Raw genomic sequence first — 16,455 nt, forward strand, 5'->3', positions numbered from 1 at the left:
GGTCGGCCCCCTCTCCCTCTGGGAGAGGGCTGGGGTGAGGGCTTTCGAGCTCAAGCCCGGATCAAACATCCAGCGCAAAATTCAGCCGAAACTGTTGCGGCGTCACGCCCAAGCGCCGGTTGAACACACTGCGCATATGCTGCGCATCCCGAAACCCGCACTGATACGCCACGGTTTTCAACGGCGCCGTGGTGCTTTCCAGCATGACCCGCGCTGCGTCCACCCGCGCCCGTTCGACGAATTCCGCCGGGGTCACTTTGGCTTCTCGCGCGAACACCCGCGAGAAATTGCGCGCACTCATGTTCGCTGCATTGGCCAGATCGGCAATCGTCAGGTCGCCGGTGAGATTGGCCAACACATACAGCTGCACCAGCGCCACCGCTGATGTCGGTTCGGCATGCGGCGTGAGGAACGGGCTGAACTGCGATTGTCCGCCCGAGCGCTGGGTGAACACCACCAGCCGTTTCGCCACACTCAGCGCCACCTCGGCACCGTGATCGCGCGCCAACAGGTACAGCGACAGATCAATGCCCGCCGTGACCCCGGCCGAGGTGTAGAGCGTGCCGTCCTCGACATACAGGCGATCCGCCTCGACCCGCGTGGTGGGGCACAACTGCGCAAGCGCCTCGGCATCGTTCCAGTGCGTGGTGACGGTGCGCCCCTCGAGCAAACCGGCGCGGGCGAGCATGAACGCGCCGTTGCAGATCGAGCCGCAACGCCGGGCGCGACCACAGGCGTCACGCAGCCAGGCGTCGAACGTCGGGCCGAAATCCATGAACGGCAATTGCGGGCCACCGGCAACCAGCAACAGGTCATGAGTATCCGTTGCTTCGCTGAAGTGGCAGTGGGCGTTCAGGCTCATGCCGTTGGAACAGGCCATCGGCCCGTGCTCGAGGCCGATCACTTGCAAGCGATAGTGATCCTGCGGCGCGAGGAAGCGGTTGGCTTCGGCGAACACGTCCATGGGGCCGCTGACATCCAGTGACTGCACGCCGGGGAATACCACGATGGCGACGGATTTGTTCATGGCTCAAACGTCCTCAATACCTGTGACAAACACACCAACCTGTGGGAGCGAGCCTGGCCTGTTGATCGAGCCAACCTGGCCAATCCACACCCGACAAGCGAGCTTGGCACGATTTGCAGGTGCAATGGCAAGGATCGCAGCCATGACTCGATTGTTCGCCTGGCGCTCCGGGAACAGACTTTCTCCAGCAGCGCCACGACGGCGTTTTCGACGAGGAAACCGTTATGACCAGCACCATCGCCGGCATCAAGATCCCTGACAGCGCCCTCGCCCGGGCCACCACCGAATACATCCGCGACATCGAATCCGACCTGCTCTATCACCACTCGCGTCGAGTGTTTCTGTTCGGTGCCTTGAGCGGCGAGCGCCAGCAACTCGCCTACAACCCGGAGTTGCTGTACGTCGGCGCGATGTTCCATGACCTTGGTCTGGTCGCAGGCCATCGCAGCGATGACGAACGTTTCGAGGTGGACGGCGCGAATGCCGCGGCAGCGTTTCTCAAGCCGTACGGGCTGAGCGACGACGACATCGAGCAGGTGTGGCTGTCGATTGCATTGCACACCACGCCGGGCGTGCCCAAGCATCTGCGCCCGACCGTGGCACTGGTGACGGCCGGGGTGGAGATGGACGTGCTGGGCATGGACTACGCGGCCTTCAGCAGCGTGCAGCGCGAAGCCGTGGTGCATGCGCATCCACGCGGGGAGGGTTTCAAGGAGTGCATCATCTGCGCGTTCGCCGATGGCTTGCGCCATCGTCCGCAGACCACGTTCGGCAATGTGAAGACCGATGTGCTGGTGGATCAGGAGCCGGGATTCAAGCCGATGAATTTCGTCCAAGTCATCCGCCAATCTCCCTGGACTGCCTAAACCCCCTGTAGGAGTGAGCCTGCTCGCGATAGCGGAGTGTCAGCCGAATAATGCCTGGCTGACACACCGCTATCGCGAGCAGGCTCACTCCTACAGTCTGGATTTGGGTTGGCCTCGGAAATGAGACCAACCCTTCGGCTCACACAGCCTGTGGCGCAGGCGCGCGACGCGCGTCCGGTTGCTTCCACGAATCGGCAGCGCTTTCTTCGATGGCTTGCTGGATGGCTTTCTTGCGTGCTTCTTCGGCGCGGCGGCTGAAGAACCAGACGAGGAAGGTCACCAGCGACACCGCCAGCAGAATCAGGCTGGCCACCGCGTTGATCTCCGGCTTCACACCGAGCCGCACCGCCGAGAACACTTCCATCGGCAGGGTCGTCGAACCCGGGCCGGAGACGAAGCTCGCCAGCACCAGGTCATCCAGCGACAGCGCGAACGACATCATCCCGCCCGCCGCCAGCGATGGCGCGATCATCGGGATGGTGATCAGGAAGAACACCTTCCACGGCCTCGCCCCCAAGTCCATCGCCGCCTCTTCGATCGACAGGTCCAGCTCACGCAGACGCGCCGACACCACCACTGCCACATACGCCGCGCAGAACGTGGTGTGCGCAATCCAGATGGTGACGATGCCGCGTTCCTGCGGCCAGCCGATCATCTGCGCCATCGCCACGAACAGCAGCAACAGCGACAGACCGGTGATCACTTCCGGCATGACCAGTGGCGCAGTCACCAGGCCGCCGAACAGCGTGCGACCCTTGAAGTGAGTGATGCGCGTCAGCACGAACGCCGCCAGAGTACCCAGCGCCACCGCAGCAACCGCCGTGTAGCAGGCGATTTCCAGCGAGCGCAGCACCGAGCCCATCAATTGCGAGTTGTCCAGCAGGCCGACGTACCACTTGATCGACCAGCCGCCCCACACCGTTACCAGTTTCGAGGCGTTGAACGAGTAGATCACCAGGATCAGCATCGGCAGATAGATGAATATCAGACCCAGTACCAGCATCAGGCTGGAGAAACGGAAGCGCTTCATTCTTTACCCTCCATTTCCTTGGCCTGACTGCGGTTGAACAGGATGATCGGCACAATCAGGATCGCCAGCATCACCACCGCCAGCGCGGACGCCACCGGCCAGTCGCGGTTATTGAAGAATTCTTGCCACAGCACCTTGCCGATCATCAGGGTTTCCGGACCGCCGAGCAGTTCTGGAATGACGAATTCGCCGACCACTGGAATGAACACCAGCATGCAGCCGGCGATGATGCCGTTCTTGGACAGCGGAATGGTGATCTTCCAGAAGCTGTTGAAGGTGCTCGAACCCAGGTCAGACGCGGCTTCCAGCAGACTCTGGTCATGTTTGACCAGGTTGGCGTACAGCGGCAGGATCATGAACGGCAGATACGAATAGACCACACCGATGTACACGGCGAGGTTGGTGTTGAGGATCTGCAGCGGCTCGTCGATCAGGCCCATGCTCATCAGGAAACCGTTGAGCAGGCCGTTGTTGCTCAGAATACCCATCCACGCGTAGACGCGGATCAGGATCGCGGTCCAGGTCGGCATCATGATCAGCAGCACCAGCACCGTTTGCAGCTCTTTGCGCGCGCTGGCGATGGCGTAGGCCATCGGATAACCGATCAGCAGGCAGAGCACGGTGCTGATAAAGGCCATTTTCAGCGAGCCGAGGTAGGCGGCGATGTACAGCTCGTCGTCGCCGAGCATCGCGTAGTTGCCCAGGTTCAGCAGCAGTTGCAGCTTCTGCTCGGCGTAGGTGTAGATCTCGGTGTACGGCGGGATCGCCACGTCGGCTTCGGCGAAGCTGATCTTCAGAACGATGAAGAACGGCAGCATGAAGAACAGGAACAGCCAGATGAATGGCACCCCGATGACCAGCTGCCGGCCATTGGGGATGATTCGGTTGATGCGGCGTTTGAATTTGCGCATGTTCATGAGCGAAGTACCACGCCACTGTCGTCTTCCCACCACACGTAGACCTGATCGCCCCAGGTCGGACGCGCGCCGCGACGTTCGGCGTTGGCGACAAACGACTGCACCAGTTTGCCGCTCGGCAATTCGACGTAGAACACCGAGTGCCCGCCCAGATAGGCGATGTCGTGGACCTTGCCGCTCGACCAGTTGTACTCGCAGGTCGGTTGATCGGCGGTGACCAGCAGCTTCTCCGGGCGGATAGCGTAGGTGACCGATTTGTCCTGCACCGAGGTGCTGATGCCGTGGCCGACGTAGATCTGCCGGTCGAGGTCCTTGCAGGTGATGGTCGCGTGGCCTTCGGCGTCGTCGATCACTTCGCCTTCGAAGATGTTGACGTTGCCGATGAATTCACAGACCAGACGGCTGGTCGGGGTTTCGTAGATGTCGATCGGGCTGCCGATCTGCGCGATCCAGCCCAGGTGCATGATCGCGATGCGCTCGGCCATGGTCATGGCCTCTTCCTGGTCGTGGGTCACCATCACGCAGGTCACGCCGACGCGCTCGATGATTTCCACCAGTTCCAGCTGCATCTGCGAGCGCAGTTTCTTGTCCAGCGCGCCCATCGGCTCGTCGAGCAGCAGCAGCTTCGGCCGCTTGGCCAGCGAACGGGCCAGGGCCACGCGCTGACGCTGACCGCCGGACAGTTGATGCGGCTTGCGCTTGGCGTACTGGCTCATCTGCACCAGCTTGAGCATCTCGGCCACACGTGCGTCGATCTCGGCCTTGGGGATCTTGTCCTGCTGCAGGCCGAAGGCGATGTTCTGCGCCACGGTCATGTGCGGGAACAGGGCGTAGGACTGGAACATCATGTTGATCGGGCGGTCGTACGGCGGCATGTCGGTGATGTCGACGCCGTCGAGGAAAATCCGCCCTTCCGTGGGCCGTTCGAAGCCTGCCAGCATCCTCAGCAAGGTGGATTTGCCCGATCCCGAACCGCCGAGCAGGGCGAAGATCTCACCCTTCTTGATTTCCAGGGACACGTCGTCCACGGCAATCGTCTCGTCGAACTTCTTCGTGACCCGGTCGATTTTGACCAGCACCTGTTTCGGTGTCTGGTCGCCCTCGAGGGCTTTCTTGTAGGCGCCGGAGGCAACTGCCATTTACGAAACTCCCAACAGAAGCAGCAGTTCGCCACGCAAGACGAACCCTGGATAGTTTGTGCGTTATTTGCCCGACTTGACCTTGGTCCAGCTGCGGGTCATCAAACGCTGAATATTGGCTGGCAACTCGGTCGACACGTAGGTCTTGTCGAGGACTGCTTGCGGTGGGTAAACCGCTTCATCGGTGCGAATGGATTGTTCCATCAGCTTGTCCGAACCCGGATTGGGGTTGGCGTAACCGACGTAATCACTGACCTGGGCAATCACCTCGGGTTTCAGCAAATAATTGATGAAGGCGTGGGCTTCCTTGACGTTGGACGAATCCTTGGGGATCGCCAGCATGTCGAACCACAGCGCGCCGCCCTCTTTCGGAATCGAGTAGGCGATGTTGACGCCCTTCTTCGCTTCCTCGGCACGGTTCTTCGCCTGGAAGATGTCGCCGGAGAAACCGATCGCCACGCAGATGTCGCCGTTGGCCAGGTCGCCGATGTACTTCGAGGAGTGGAAATAGGTGACGTACGGACGCACCGCGAGCAGCTTGGCGGTGGCTTTTTCGTAGTCCTTGGTGTTGGTGCTGTTGGCGTTCAGGCCCAGGTAATTGAGCATGGTCGGCATCATTTCATCTGCCGAATCGAGGAACGCGACGCCGCAGCTGTGCAGCTTCTTGATGTTTTCCGGCTCGAACAGCACGGCCCAGGAATCGATCTTGTCGATACCAAGCACGGCTTTGACCTTGTCGACGTTGTAGCCGATGCCGTTGGTGCCCCACAGATATGGCACGGCATAGAGGTTGCCGGGATCGTTCTGCTCCAGACGCTTGAGCAGCGCCGGGTCGAGGTTGGAATAATTCGGCAACTGGGTCTTGTCGAGCTTCTGGAACGCGCCCGCCTTGATCTGCTTGCCAAGGAAGTGGTTCGACGGCACGACCACGTCGTAACCGGTGCGCCCGGCGAGCAGCTTGCCTTCCAGGGTTTCGTTGGAATCGAAAACGTCGTAGACCGGTTTGATTCCGGTCTCTTTCTCGAAGTCGGCCAGGGTCGATTCGCCGATGTAATCGGACCAGTTATAAATATGCACCGTACCGGCGGCGTGGGCTCCGACAGCGATGGTCAGGCCGGCAGCGGCCAGCAGGGCTTTGCGCAAAGAAGAAAATACAGGCAAGTGGAGGTCCTCTAGATTGATTGGGCCCAAGTTGCCCCCGCGCTGCATGACAGCCATGGCTGCCCGACAACAAAACCGGCGCGCAACTTACCTTCGAAAAACCGATCCAGCAAAACTTTCTGTCATTTAATTATCCGCTGGCCGCCGTCGCGGCGACGACGGCCAGTGGTTGTGGCGACAAACCGGCTTATTTACCCGATTTGATCTTGGTCCAGCTGCGGGTGATCAGACGCAGTGTCGCGGCGTCCAGATCGCTGATCGCATAGAGCTGCTTCTTCACTTCAGCCGACGGATAGATGCTCGGGTCGCTGGTGATGTCCTTGTCCACCAGAGGCGTCGCGGCCTTGTTGCCGTTCGGGAAGCGCACGGCGTTGGTGATGCCGGCCATCACTTGCGGCTCCAGCAGGTAGTTCATGAACTTGTAGGCGGCTTCGACGTTTTCGGCATCCTTGGGAATGGCGACCATGTCGTAGAAAGTACCAGCGCCTTCTTTCGGAATGGTGTAGGCCAGTTTGACCTTGTCACCGGCTTCCTGAGCGCGGGTCTTGGATTGCTCCAGGTCACCCGAGTAACCGACGGCGACGCAGATGTTGCCGTTGGCCAGGTCCGAGATGTACTTGGACGAGTGGAAGTAGGCAACCGAAGGACGGATCTTCAGGAACAGGTCTTCGGCGGCTTTGAGGTCAGCCTTGTCCTTGCTATTGGTCGGCTTGCCCAGGTAGTGCAATGCCGCCGGAATCATTTCGGTCGGGGCATCGAGGAAGCTCACGCCGCAGCTTTTGAGTTTCTCGATGTTTTCCGGTTTGAATACCACATCCCACGAATCGATCTTGTCGATGCCCAGCGCAGCCTTGACCTTGGCCGGGTTGTAGCCGATGCCGATCGAGCCCCACATATACGGGAAGGCGTGCTTGTTGCCCTGGTCGCTGGCGTCGCCAACAGCCTTGAGCAGGTCTTCGTCGAGGTTTTTCCAGTTCGGCAGTCTGGACTTGTCCAGCTCCTGGTAGACGCCGGCCTTGATCTGCTTGGCGAGGAAGTTGTTGGAAGGCACCACGATGTCGTAACCGGATTTGCCGGCCAGCAGCTTGGCTTCCAGGGTTTCGTTACTGTCGAAGACGTCGTAGACGACTTTGATCCCGGTGGCTTTCTCGAAGTTGGCCACGGTGTCCGGCGCGATGTAGTCGGACCAGTTGTAGACGTGCAGTACCTTGTCGTCCGCGTGCACCGCACCCGCCATCATGCCCGCCATGGACAGCGCGAGCAGAGTCTTGCCAGCTAGCTTTTTACCTAATGCCTTCATGCGTCATGCTCCAAATTTTTCTTTTTTGAACCACTTTGTTCAGCGGCCGAACCCGGACAACCGGAACCGCGGCTAGTCTGGCAAGATCCGAGGCGGTCTTTCAACAAAAGACCAGCCTTTCTGACAGCTTTGAGCGAGTGCGCCGCAGCTCCCCCGCTCAAAGCCTAGCACCTAGGCCTGCAGCGCATTGAGGGTCAGGTCCAGACACTTGCGTGCTTTTGTAACCAGCTCATCGATCTCGGCTTTGCTGATCACCAGCGGCGGCGCGATGATCATGGTGTCGCCGACTGCGCGCATGATCAGGCCGTTGTCGAAGCAGAACTGCCGGCAGATCATGCCGACGCCCTTGCCTTCATAACGCTTGCGCGTGGCCTTGTCCTGCACGAGCTCGATCGCCCCCAGCAGACCGATGCCACGAACTTCACCCACCAATGGGTGATCGTTCAGCTCGCGCAGACGTTTCTGCAAATACGGTGCCGTTTCGTTATGGGCGTTCTCGATAATTTTTTCTTCGCGCAGGATGCGGATGTTTTCCAGGCCCACCGCTGCTGCCACCGGGTGCCCGGAGTAAGTGAAGCCGTGGTTGAAATCGCCGCCTTCATTGAGCACGGCCACCACCGAATCACGCACGATCAGCCCGCCCATCGGGATGTAGCCGGAAGTCAGGCCCTTGGCGATGGTCATCATTTCAGGCGCAAGGTCGTAGAAATCGCTACCGAACCACTCACCGGTACGGCCGAAACCGCAGATCACTTCATCGGCGACGAAAAGGATGTCGTACTTGGCAAGGATTTCCTTGATGCGCGGCCAGTAGGTATCGGGCGGAATGATCACGCCACCGGCACCCTGGATCGGCTCGGCAATGAAGGCACCGACGTTGTCGACGCCGACTTCGAGAATCTTCTCTTCCAGCTGATTGGCCGCCCAGATGCCGAACTCTTCCGGCGACATGTCGCCGCCTTCAGCGAACCAGTACGGCTGCGCGATGTGGACGATGCCCGGAATCGGCAGGTCGCCCTGCTCGTGCATATAGGTCATGCCGCCGAGGCTCGCGCCGGCCACGGTGGAACCGTGATAACCGTTCTTGCGGCTGATGATGACTTTCTTGTTCGGCTGGCCCTTGATCGCCCAGTAGTGGCGAACCATACGCAGCATGGTGTCGTTGCCTTCGGAGCCGGAACCGGTGAAGAACACATGGTTCATGCCTTCAGGCGCAACGTCGGCGATCGACTTGGCGAGTTCCAGCGCTGGCGGGTGGGCGGTCTGGAAGAACAGGTTGTAGTACGGCAGTTCGCGCATCTGTTTGGCGGCGGCATCGGCCAGTTCATCGCGGCCGTAACCGATCGCCACGCACCACAGGCCGGCCATGCCGTCGAGGATCTTGTTGCCTTCGCTGTCCCACAGGTAAACGCCCTTGGCGTTGGTGATGATCCGCGGGCCCTTCTCTTTCAGTTGCTTGAAATCACTGAACGGGGCCAGGTGGTGATCGCTGCTCAGCGTTTGCCATTCACGGGTTTGCGGGTTGTTGCTGGTCATGCCAATTCTCCTTGTTATCGGTGAAGGCGCGACGGCTGGCCGCCGCGCCCGGCGTATCAGACGGCGAAGAGCAGGTACTCACGCTCCCAGGAACTGATCACGCGCTTGAAGTTTTCATGCTCGGCCCGCTTGACCGCGACGTAGCCGGTGATGAAGGTCTTGCCGAGGTATTTTTCGACGGTCTTGCTGTTCTCCATGCGCTCCAGCGCATCTTCGATGGTCAGCGGCAGGCGCAGGTTGCGGCGCTCGTAACCACGACCGACCACCGGCGCGCTCGGGTTGAGGCCTTCGACCATGCCGATGTAGCCGCAGAGCAGGCTCGCGGCGATCGCCAGATACGGGTTGGCATCGGCGCCCGGCAGACGGTTTTCCACGCGGCGGTTCTGCGGGCCGGCATCCGGTACGCGCAGGCCGACGGTGCGGTTCTCCTCGCCCCACTCGACGTTCACCGGTGCCGAGGTGTCCGGGAGGAAGCGGCGGAACGAGTTGACGTTCGGCGCGAACAACGGCAACAGCTCGGGGATCAGTTTCTGCAGGCCACCAATGTGATGCAGGAACAATTGGCTCATGGTCCCGTCTTCGTTGGAGAAAACGTTCTTGCCAGTCTGAATGTCGATGATGCTCTGGTGCAGGTGCATGGCGCTGCCCGGCTCGCCGGTCATTGGCTTGGCCATGAACGTCGCGGCCACGTCGTGCTTGAGCGCGGCTTCACGCATGGTGCGCTTGAACACCAGAATCTGGTCGGCCAGCGACAGGGCGTCGCCGTGACGGAAGTTGATTTCCATCTGCGCCGTGCCGTCCTCGTGGATCAGCGTGTCGAGGTCCAGCTCCTGCAGTTCGCACCAGTCGTAGACGTCTTCGAACAGCGGGTCGAATTCGTTGGCCGCCTCAATGGAGAACGACTGCCGACCGATTTCCGGACGGCCCGAGCGGCCGATCGGCGGCTGCAACGGATAGTCGGGGTCGTCGCTGCGCTTGGTCAGGTAGAACTCCATTTCCGGCGCCACGATCGGCTGCCAGCCCTTGTCGGCATACAGCTTCAGGACTTTCTTGAGGACGTTGCGCGGCGACAGCTCGATCGGGTTGCCTTGCTTGTCGTAGGTGTCGTGGATCACCTGCGCGGTCGGCTCGATGGCCCACGGCACCAGGTACACCGCGTTCTGGTCGGGGCGGCAGATCATGTCGATGTCGGCCGGGTCGAGCAGTTCGTAATAGATGTCGTCTTCGACGTAGTCGCCGGTCACGGTCTGCAACAGTACGCTCTCCGGCAGCCGCATGCCTTTTTCGGCGATGAACTTGTTGGTCGGCGAAATCTTGCCCCGGGTGATCCCGGTCAAGTCAGCGATCATGCATTCGACTTCTGTGATCTTGCGGTCTTTCAACCAATCGGTGAGCTGGTCGAGGTTGTTACTCATAAATGCCTCTGGGCTGAGTCTCCTGACGCGATGTCAGGCAATTTTGACGCTTGGGGCGTCGCGTTAAGGGGGGCTTGCTCGCGCAGTGCCGGCTTACGCCTGGCACCGCGCATAGACAATGAAAGAGGAGCTTACCTGCCCTTTGCGCTGGTGTTGCATTTCCCGTGCACTTTGCAAACGTGCAGAATCACCAGCACGACGCTGAGCGCGGCATGGGCTTTGAGAGGGAAAGAGTTCTATAGTGGAAGGGGACGCCATAAAGCGGATGCTGTGTCCGACGTCCAGAATATCGGACGCTGCCGTTTCGTCGACTGTTGACGAGAGTCTCGTCGACAGGCTGCGCGCCTTGCTGGCTGCGCTACGGACGGATTGATCGCCACTGATGTGATGAGCATGCAGACCGGACTGTTGCGAGCAGTCGGTGATGCCGATTAACGGCAGGCGAGACATGAAGCACCCCGGTATTATTGCTGTTATGGGTTTGACCGGAGCTTAGCCTTGTTCATTTTTTTACACAACACCCCCGTAAAAAATACAACACGGCCTGCTCAAGCCCGCAGTTGAGCAACGTTCAAGGTTTGAAAAAACGCCCCAAAGTGCCCCATAAATGCCCTTCAAGCGCTTTTTCGGGGCAAAAAAGGCCTCGCTTGACTTCGGCAGGCCGTTCGGGTTGACTGAAACCAGAAAAGATCAATGATTGATATTTTTAACAACAAAGGTGTTGCATCATGTCGGTACCCCCGCGTGCCGTTCAGCTTAACGAAGCGAACGCGTTCCTTAAGGAACATCCTGAGGTTCTGTACGTTGACCTTCTGATTGCGGATATGAATGGTGTGGTGCGCGGCAAGCGCATCGAACGCACCAGCCTCCACAAGGTTTACGAGAAAGGCATCAACCTGCCGGCCTCTCTATTTGCTCTGGATATCAACGGCTCCACGGTGGAAAGCACCGGTCTGGGCCTGGACATCGGCGACGCCGATCGCATCTGCTATCCGATCCCCGATACCCTGTGCAACGAGCCATGGCAGAAGCGCCCTACCGCGCAACTGTTGATGACCATGCACGAACTCGAAGGCGACCCGTTCTTCGCCGATCCCCGTGAAGTGTTGCGTCAGGTGGTGACCAAGTTCGACGAGCTCGGCCTGACCATCTGCGCCGCCTTCGAACTCGAGTTCTACCTGATCGATCAGGAAAACGTGAACGGCCGTCCGCAGCCGCCACGCTCGCCGATCTCCGGCAAACGTCCGCACTCGACTCAGGTCTACCTGATCGACGACCTCGACGAATACGTCGACTGCCTCCAGGACATTCTCGAAGGCGCCAAAGAGCAAGGCATCCCGGCCGATGCGATCGTCAAGGAAAGTGCCCCGGCGCAGTTCGAAGTGAACCTGCACCACGTCGCCGACCCGATCAAGGCCTGCGACTACGCAGTGCTGCTCAAGCGTCTGATCAAGAACATCGCCTACGACCATGAAATGGACACCACTTTCATGGCCAAGCCGTATCCGGGCCAGGCGGGCAACGGTCTGCACGTACATATTTCGATTCTGGACAAAGCCGGCAAAAACATTTTTGCCAGCGAGGATCCCGAGCAGAACGCCGCGCTGCGTCACGCGATCGGCGGTGTGCTCGAGACCCTGCCGGCGCAGATGGCTTTCCTCTGCCCGAACGTCAACTCGTATCGTCGCTTCGGCGCGCAGTTCTATGTACCGAACTCGCCGTGCTGGGGCCTGGACAACCGCACTGTGGCGATTCGCGTACCGACCGGCTCGGCCGATGCCGTGCGTATCGAACACCGCGTGGCCGGCGCCGACGCCAACCCGTACCTGCTGATGGCTTCGGTACTGGCCGGCGTGCACCACGGTCTGGTCAACCAGATCGAGCCGGGCGCACCTGTCGAAGGCAACAGCTACGAGCAGAACGAACAGAGCCTGCCGAACAACTTGCGCGATGCCCTGCGCGAGCTGGACGACAGTGAGGTGATGGCCAAGTACATCGATCCGAAGTACATCGATATCTTCGTCGCCTGCAAGGAAAGCGAGCTGGAGGAGTTTGAACACTCCATCTCCGACCTTGAGTACAACTGGTATCTGCATACCGTTTAAACCGTTTGCGGTAATAAAAAGCGCTGCCGGCTATTTCAGCCGGCAGCGCTTTTTTATGCCTGATTGCTTTCCCTTTGTGGCGAGGGAGCTCGCCACAGGGATCGTATTGCATTCGGGATGGGCGCTCCGCGTACAATGCCCGCTGCCCCGCAGGAGACTTCCATGACGCGTCCCGCCACCGTTCGCAAACCCCGTGCCCGCAGTCAGGCGCGGATCGATTCGATACTCGACGCCGCGCGCACGCTGCTCGCCGCCGAGGGCGTGGCCAGCCTGTCGATCTACAGCGTCGCCGAGCGCGCGCAGATTCCGCCCTCTTCCGTGTATCACTTTTTCGCCAGCGTCCCGGCGCTGCTCGAAGCGCTGACCGCCGATGTCCACGCGGCCTTCCGCGCCTGCCTGCAAGCGCCGATCGATCATGATGCTTTGCGCGACTGGCGAGATCTGTCGCGACTGGTCGAACAGCGCATGCTCGAGATCTACGATCAGGATGCCGCCGCACGGCAATTGATTCTGGCGCAACATGGCCTGACCGAAGTGACCCAGGCTGACCGCCAGCACGATCTGGAACTGGGCGACCTGATGCACAAATTGTTCGACCAGCATTTCGAGTTGCCGAGACTGCCGGACGATGTCGATGTGTTTGCCCTGGCCATGGAACTGGGCGACCGGGTGTATGCTCGCTCGGTGCAGCAGCACGGGCAGATCACCCCGCGCATGGCCGAGGAAGGGATGCGCGTGTTTGATGCCTATATCGGCCTGTATCTACCGACGTACCTGCCGAAGAGGCATCCCTAGCGCATGCACCGACCCCTTCGCGAGCAGGCTCGCTCCCACATTTGAAATGCGCTCCCCTGTGGGAGCGAGCCTGCTCGCGAAAGTCGCGCCGCCGATTTCAAGCCAGGCACAAAAAACCCCGAAGGGCTCACACCCTCCGGGGTTGTTTTTTGTTCACCGGCTTACAACTTGGCGATCGACACCTCGGTGGATTTCACAAAGGCGATCACCTCGCTGCCGACCACCAGTTCCAGCTCCTTGACCGAACGGGTGGTGATCACCGAAGTGACGATGCCCGAAGCGGTCTGCACGTCGATTTCCGACAGCACGTCGCCGAGGACGATTTCCTTGATCGAGCCTTTGAACTGGTTGCGCACGTTGATGGCTTTGATAGTCATGGCATTGATTCCTGTCGTTTGCTTGAGTTATTGCGCCCAACGCAATTGCGTAGGCAGGGGTGAAACGGGTTCCGGCGCCGGCGGTTCACCGGGCAGGGACAGAACACGGTTGAGCACTTCGGTTTCCAGCGCGGCGAGGCGATGCGAGCCGCGCACCCGAGGGCGCGGCAGCTCGACGTGCAGGTCGAGGCCGACTTCGCCGTCCTCGATCAGGATCACCCGATCGGCAATCGCCACCGCTTCACTGACGTCGTGGGTCACCAGCAGCACGGTGAAACCGTGTTGCTGCCAGAGCCGTTCGATCAGTTGCTGCATCTCGATACGGGTCAGCGCATCCAGTGCACCGAGCGGTTCGTCGAGCAGCAGCAGACGCGGCTGATGGATCAGTGCGCGGGCCAGTGCAACCCGCTGCTTCTGCCCACCCGACAACGCCGCCGGCCATTCATTGGCGCGATCTGCCAGGCCAACCGCGTCCAATGCTTCAAGAGCCTTCGGACGCCAGTTGCCTTTAAGCCCGAGTCCGACGTTGTCGATGATCCTTTTCCACGGCAGCAGTCGCGCTTCCTGGAACATCAATCGCGTGTCGTCGCGCGCCTGGCTGAGCGGCGCGGAGCCGGCGAGCAGCTCGCCGCCAGTCGGCTGGTCGAGGCCGGCGAGCAAGCGCAAAAACGTGCTCTTGCCACAACCGCTACGCCCGACCACGGCGACGAATTGCCCCGCCGGAATGTGCAGATCGATGTCGCGCAGCACCTGGCGCGCGCCGAAGGTTTTTTGCAGGTTGCGCACCGCCAGTGGAATCCCGCGCAGCAGGCGTGGAGGTTGTTGAGCGGTCATGCCGCACCTCCCTTGGCAACCTGATAGGCCGGGTGCCAGCGCAGCCACACACGCTCAAGTCCACGGGCGGCGAGGTCGGCAAGTTTGCCCAGCACCGCGTAAAGCAGGATCGCCAGCACCACCACATCGGTCTGCAGGAACTCGCGGGCGTTCATCGCCAGATAGCCGATACCGGAGCTGGCCGAGATGGTTTCGGCGACGATCAGCGTCAGCCACATAAAGCCCAAAGCGAAGCGCACGCCAACCAGAATCGACGGCAACGCGCCCGGCAGAATCACCTGCCAGAACAGACTGAAACCGCTCAGACCATAACTGCGCGCCATCTCCACCAGCGCCGGGTCGACGTTACGGATGCCGTGATACGTGTTGAGGTAGATCGGGAACAACGTGCCCAGCGCCACCAGAAAAATCTTCGCCGACTCATCGATGCCGAACCACAGGATCACCAGCGGAATCAGCGCCAGATGCGGCACGTTGCGGATCATCTGCACCGAGGAGTCGAGCAGGCGTTCGCCCCACTTCGACAGACCGGTGATGAAACCCAATACCAGGCCGATGCTGCCGCCAATGGTGAAACCGAGTGCCGCGCGCCAGCCGCTGATCGCCAGGTGCGTCCAGATCTCGCCGCTGCGTACCAGACTGACGCCGGCCTCGATCACCGCCACCGGCGCCGGCAGAATCCGCGTCGACAACCAGCCCGCCGACACCGACAACTGCCACACCGCCAGCAGCAACACCGGCAACGCCCAAGGCGCGAGGCTGTGGATAAATTTCTTCATGGCCGCGCCTCAGCTCTGCGACGCGGCTTTGGGCAGGATGTCGTTGGCGACCATCTCACCGAACGGGCTGACATAACCGGCGCTTTTCGGCAGTTCCGGGCGCTCGACGTCGAGGTGTGGGAACAGCAGCTCGGCCACCCGATACGATTCTTCGAGGTGTGGATAACCGGAGAAGATGAAGGTGTCGATGCCCAGATCCGCGTATTCCTTGACCCGCGCCGCCACGGTCGGGCCGTCACCGACCAGCGCGGTTCCGGCACCGCCGCGCACCAGACCGACGCCGGCCCAGAGGTTCGGGCTGACTTCGAGGTTGTCGCGGCTGCCACCGTGCAGCGCGGCCATGCGTTGCTGGCCGACCGAATCGAAGCGCGCCAGCGAGGCCTGAGCACGCTGGATGGTGTCGTCGTCCAGATGCGAGATCAGGCGATCCGCCGCTTGCCAGGCTTCGGCGTTGGTTTCACGCACGATCACATGCAGACGAATGCCGAAGCGCACGGTGCGCCCGAGCTTGGCGGCCTTGGCGCGAACCTGGGCAATCTTCTCGGCCACCGCTGCTGGCGGCTCGCCCCAGGTCAGAACCATCTCCACTTGCTCGGCGGCCAGATCCTGCGCCGCTTCCGAGGAACCGCCGAAATACAGCGGCGGACGCGGTTGCTGGATCGGCGGATAGAGCAGCTTGGCGCCCTTCACGCTGATGTGCTCGCCGTCATAATCGACGGTTTCGCCTTCCAGCACGCGGCGCCAGATGCGGGTGAATTCCACCGAGGCCTGATAGCGTTCTTCATGGTTGAGGAACAGCCCGTCACCGGCCAGTTCTTCCGGGTCACCACCGGTGACCAGATTGAACAGCGCACGCCCGCCGGACAAACGATCGAGCGTGGCTGCCTGGCGCGCCGCGACCGTCGGGGAAATGATCCCGGGGCGCAGGGCGACGAGGAATTTCAGACGCTGGGTCACCGGAATCAGCGAGGCCGCGACCAGCCATGAGTCTTCGCAGGAACGCCCGGTGGGAATCAGCACCCCGCCAAAGCCCAGACGATCCGCCGCTTGCGCGACCTGTTGCAGATAACCGTGATCAACCGCGCGGGCGCCTTCGGCGGTGCCAAGGTAATGGCCGTCGCCGTGGGTAGGCAGGAACCAGAAGATATTGAGGCTCATGGAGTGGTCTCCTTGT

At 60.8% G+C, this 16,455-nt stretch carries 15 protein-coding genes; 3 read left to right on the forward strand and 12 right to left on the reverse strand.

Translation table 11 applies throughout. The features are described from left to right. Positions 1–61 precede the first annotated feature (61 nt). Complete coding sequence (locus BLU71_RS20550; protein ID WP_083353786.1) at positions 62–1,027, reverse strand: GlxA family transcriptional regulator; 966 nt, start codon at positions 1,025–1,027, stop codon at positions 62–64. Between the two features lie 224 nt (positions 1,028–1,251). Here BLU71_RS20550 and BLU71_RS20555 point away from each other — a divergent pair, with 224 nt between their 5' ends. Continuing rightward, a complete protein-coding gene (locus BLU71_RS20555; RefSeq protein ID WP_064364705.1) occupies positions 1,252–1,893 on the forward strand; it encodes an HD domain-containing protein in 642 nt (213 codons plus the stop codon). Positions 1,894–2,032: 139 nt separating this feature from the next. Here the strand turns inward: BLU71_RS20555 and BLU71_RS20560 are convergent, their stop codons facing one another. From BLU71_RS20560 to BLU71_RS20590, 7 genes are all read right to left on the reverse strand, one after another. Continuing rightward, positions 2,033–2,923, reverse strand: a complete 891-nt coding sequence (locus tag BLU71_RS20560; protein ID WP_042606507.1) for an ABC transporter permease subunit — start codon at positions 2,921–2,923, stop codon at positions 2,033–2,035. Next, a complete protein-coding gene (locus tag BLU71_RS20565) occupies positions 2,920–3,801 on the reverse strand; it encodes an ABC transporter permease subunit (protein ID WP_173867416.1) in 882 nt (293 codons plus the stop codon). Before BLU71_RS20565 ends, BLU71_RS20560 begins: the two co-directional genes overlap by 4 nt. 35 nt (positions 3,802–3,836) lie before the next feature. Further along, a complete protein-coding gene (locus BLU71_RS20570) occupies positions 3,837–4,979 on the reverse strand; it encodes an ABC transporter ATP-binding protein (protein ID WP_064364702.1) in 1,143 nt (380 codons plus the stop codon). A gap of 63 nt (positions 4,980–5,042) precedes the next feature. After that, positions 5,043–6,140, reverse strand: coding sequence for a polyamine ABC transporter substrate-binding protein (locus BLU71_RS20575; RefSeq protein ID WP_042607140.1), 1,098 nt, complete (start codon positions 6,138–6,140; stop codon positions 5,043–5,045). Positions 6,141–6,327: 187 nt separating this feature from the next. Further along, positions 6,328–7,440, reverse strand: coding sequence for a polyamine ABC transporter substrate-binding protein (locus BLU71_RS20580; protein WP_042607056.1), 1,113 nt, complete (start codon positions 7,438–7,440; stop codon positions 6,328–6,330). A 171-nt stretch (positions 7,441–7,611) separates the two neighbouring features. Further along, positions 7,612–8,976, reverse strand: coding sequence for an aspartate aminotransferase family protein (locus BLU71_RS20585; RefSeq protein WP_083353787.1), 1,365 nt, complete (start codon positions 8,974–8,976; stop codon positions 7,612–7,614). Positions 8,977–9,032: 56 nt separating this feature from the next. Continuing rightward, positions 9,033–10,391, reverse strand: a complete 1,359-nt coding sequence (locus BLU71_RS20590; protein WP_042607058.1) for a glutamine synthetase family protein — start codon at positions 10,389–10,391, stop codon at positions 9,033–9,035. 728 nt (positions 10,392–11,119) lie between these two features. Between BLU71_RS20590 and BLU71_RS20595 the strand changes: the two genes are divergently transcribed. Together BLU71_RS20595 and BLU71_RS20600 are read left to right on the forward strand one after the other, a co-directional pair. Continuing rightward, positions 11,120–12,496, forward strand: coding sequence for a glutamine synthetase family protein (locus BLU71_RS20595; RefSeq protein ID WP_039757469.1), 1,377 nt, complete (start codon positions 11,120–11,122; stop codon positions 12,494–12,496). Positions 12,497–12,658: 162 nt separating this feature from the next. Beyond that, positions 12,659–13,291 (forward strand): TetR/AcrR family transcriptional regulator, encoded by a 633-nt coding sequence (locus BLU71_RS20600; protein ID WP_064364700.1) that lies wholly within the window; start codon positions 12,659–12,661, stop codon positions 13,289–13,291. Between the two features lie 161 nt (positions 13,292–13,452). Here BLU71_RS20600 and BLU71_RS20605 read toward each other — a convergent pair whose 3' ends face one another. The 4 genes from BLU71_RS20605 to ssuD are packed head-to-tail and all read right to left on the reverse strand — an operon-like array spanning position 13,453 to position 16,439. Further along, positions 13,453–13,668, reverse strand: coding sequence for a TOBE domain-containing protein (locus tag BLU71_RS20605; protein WP_003229256.1), 216 nt, complete (start codon positions 13,666–13,668; stop codon positions 13,453–13,455). Positions 13,669–13,695: 27 nt separating this feature from the next. Further along, entirely contained in the window at positions 13,696–14,502 is an 807-nt protein-coding gene (ssuB, locus tag BLU71_RS20610; protein ID WP_042607060.1) for an aliphatic sulfonates ABC transporter ATP-binding protein, read from the reverse strand. Beyond that, on the reverse strand, positions 14,499–15,281 hold the full coding sequence (gene ssuC, locus BLU71_RS20615) for an aliphatic sulfonate ABC transporter permease SsuC (protein ID WP_011336451.1): 783 nt from the start codon (positions 15,279–15,281) through the stop codon (positions 14,499–14,501). Before ssuC ends, ssuB begins: the two co-directional genes overlap by 4 nt. Before the next feature lie 9 nt (positions 15,282–15,290). Beyond that, on the reverse strand, positions 15,291–16,439 hold the full coding sequence (gene ssuD, locus BLU71_RS20620) for an FMNH2-dependent alkanesulfonate monooxygenase (RefSeq protein ID WP_016772653.1): 1,149 nt from the start codon (positions 16,437–16,439) through the stop codon (positions 15,291–15,293). Between the last annotated feature and the right edge of the window lie 16 nt (positions 16,440–16,455).

This window comes from Pseudomonas moraviensis (genome assembly GCF_900105805.1).
GTDB lineage: Bacteria > Pseudomonadota > Gammaproteobacteria > Pseudomonadales > Pseudomonadaceae > Aquipseudomonas > Aquipseudomonas moraviensis_A.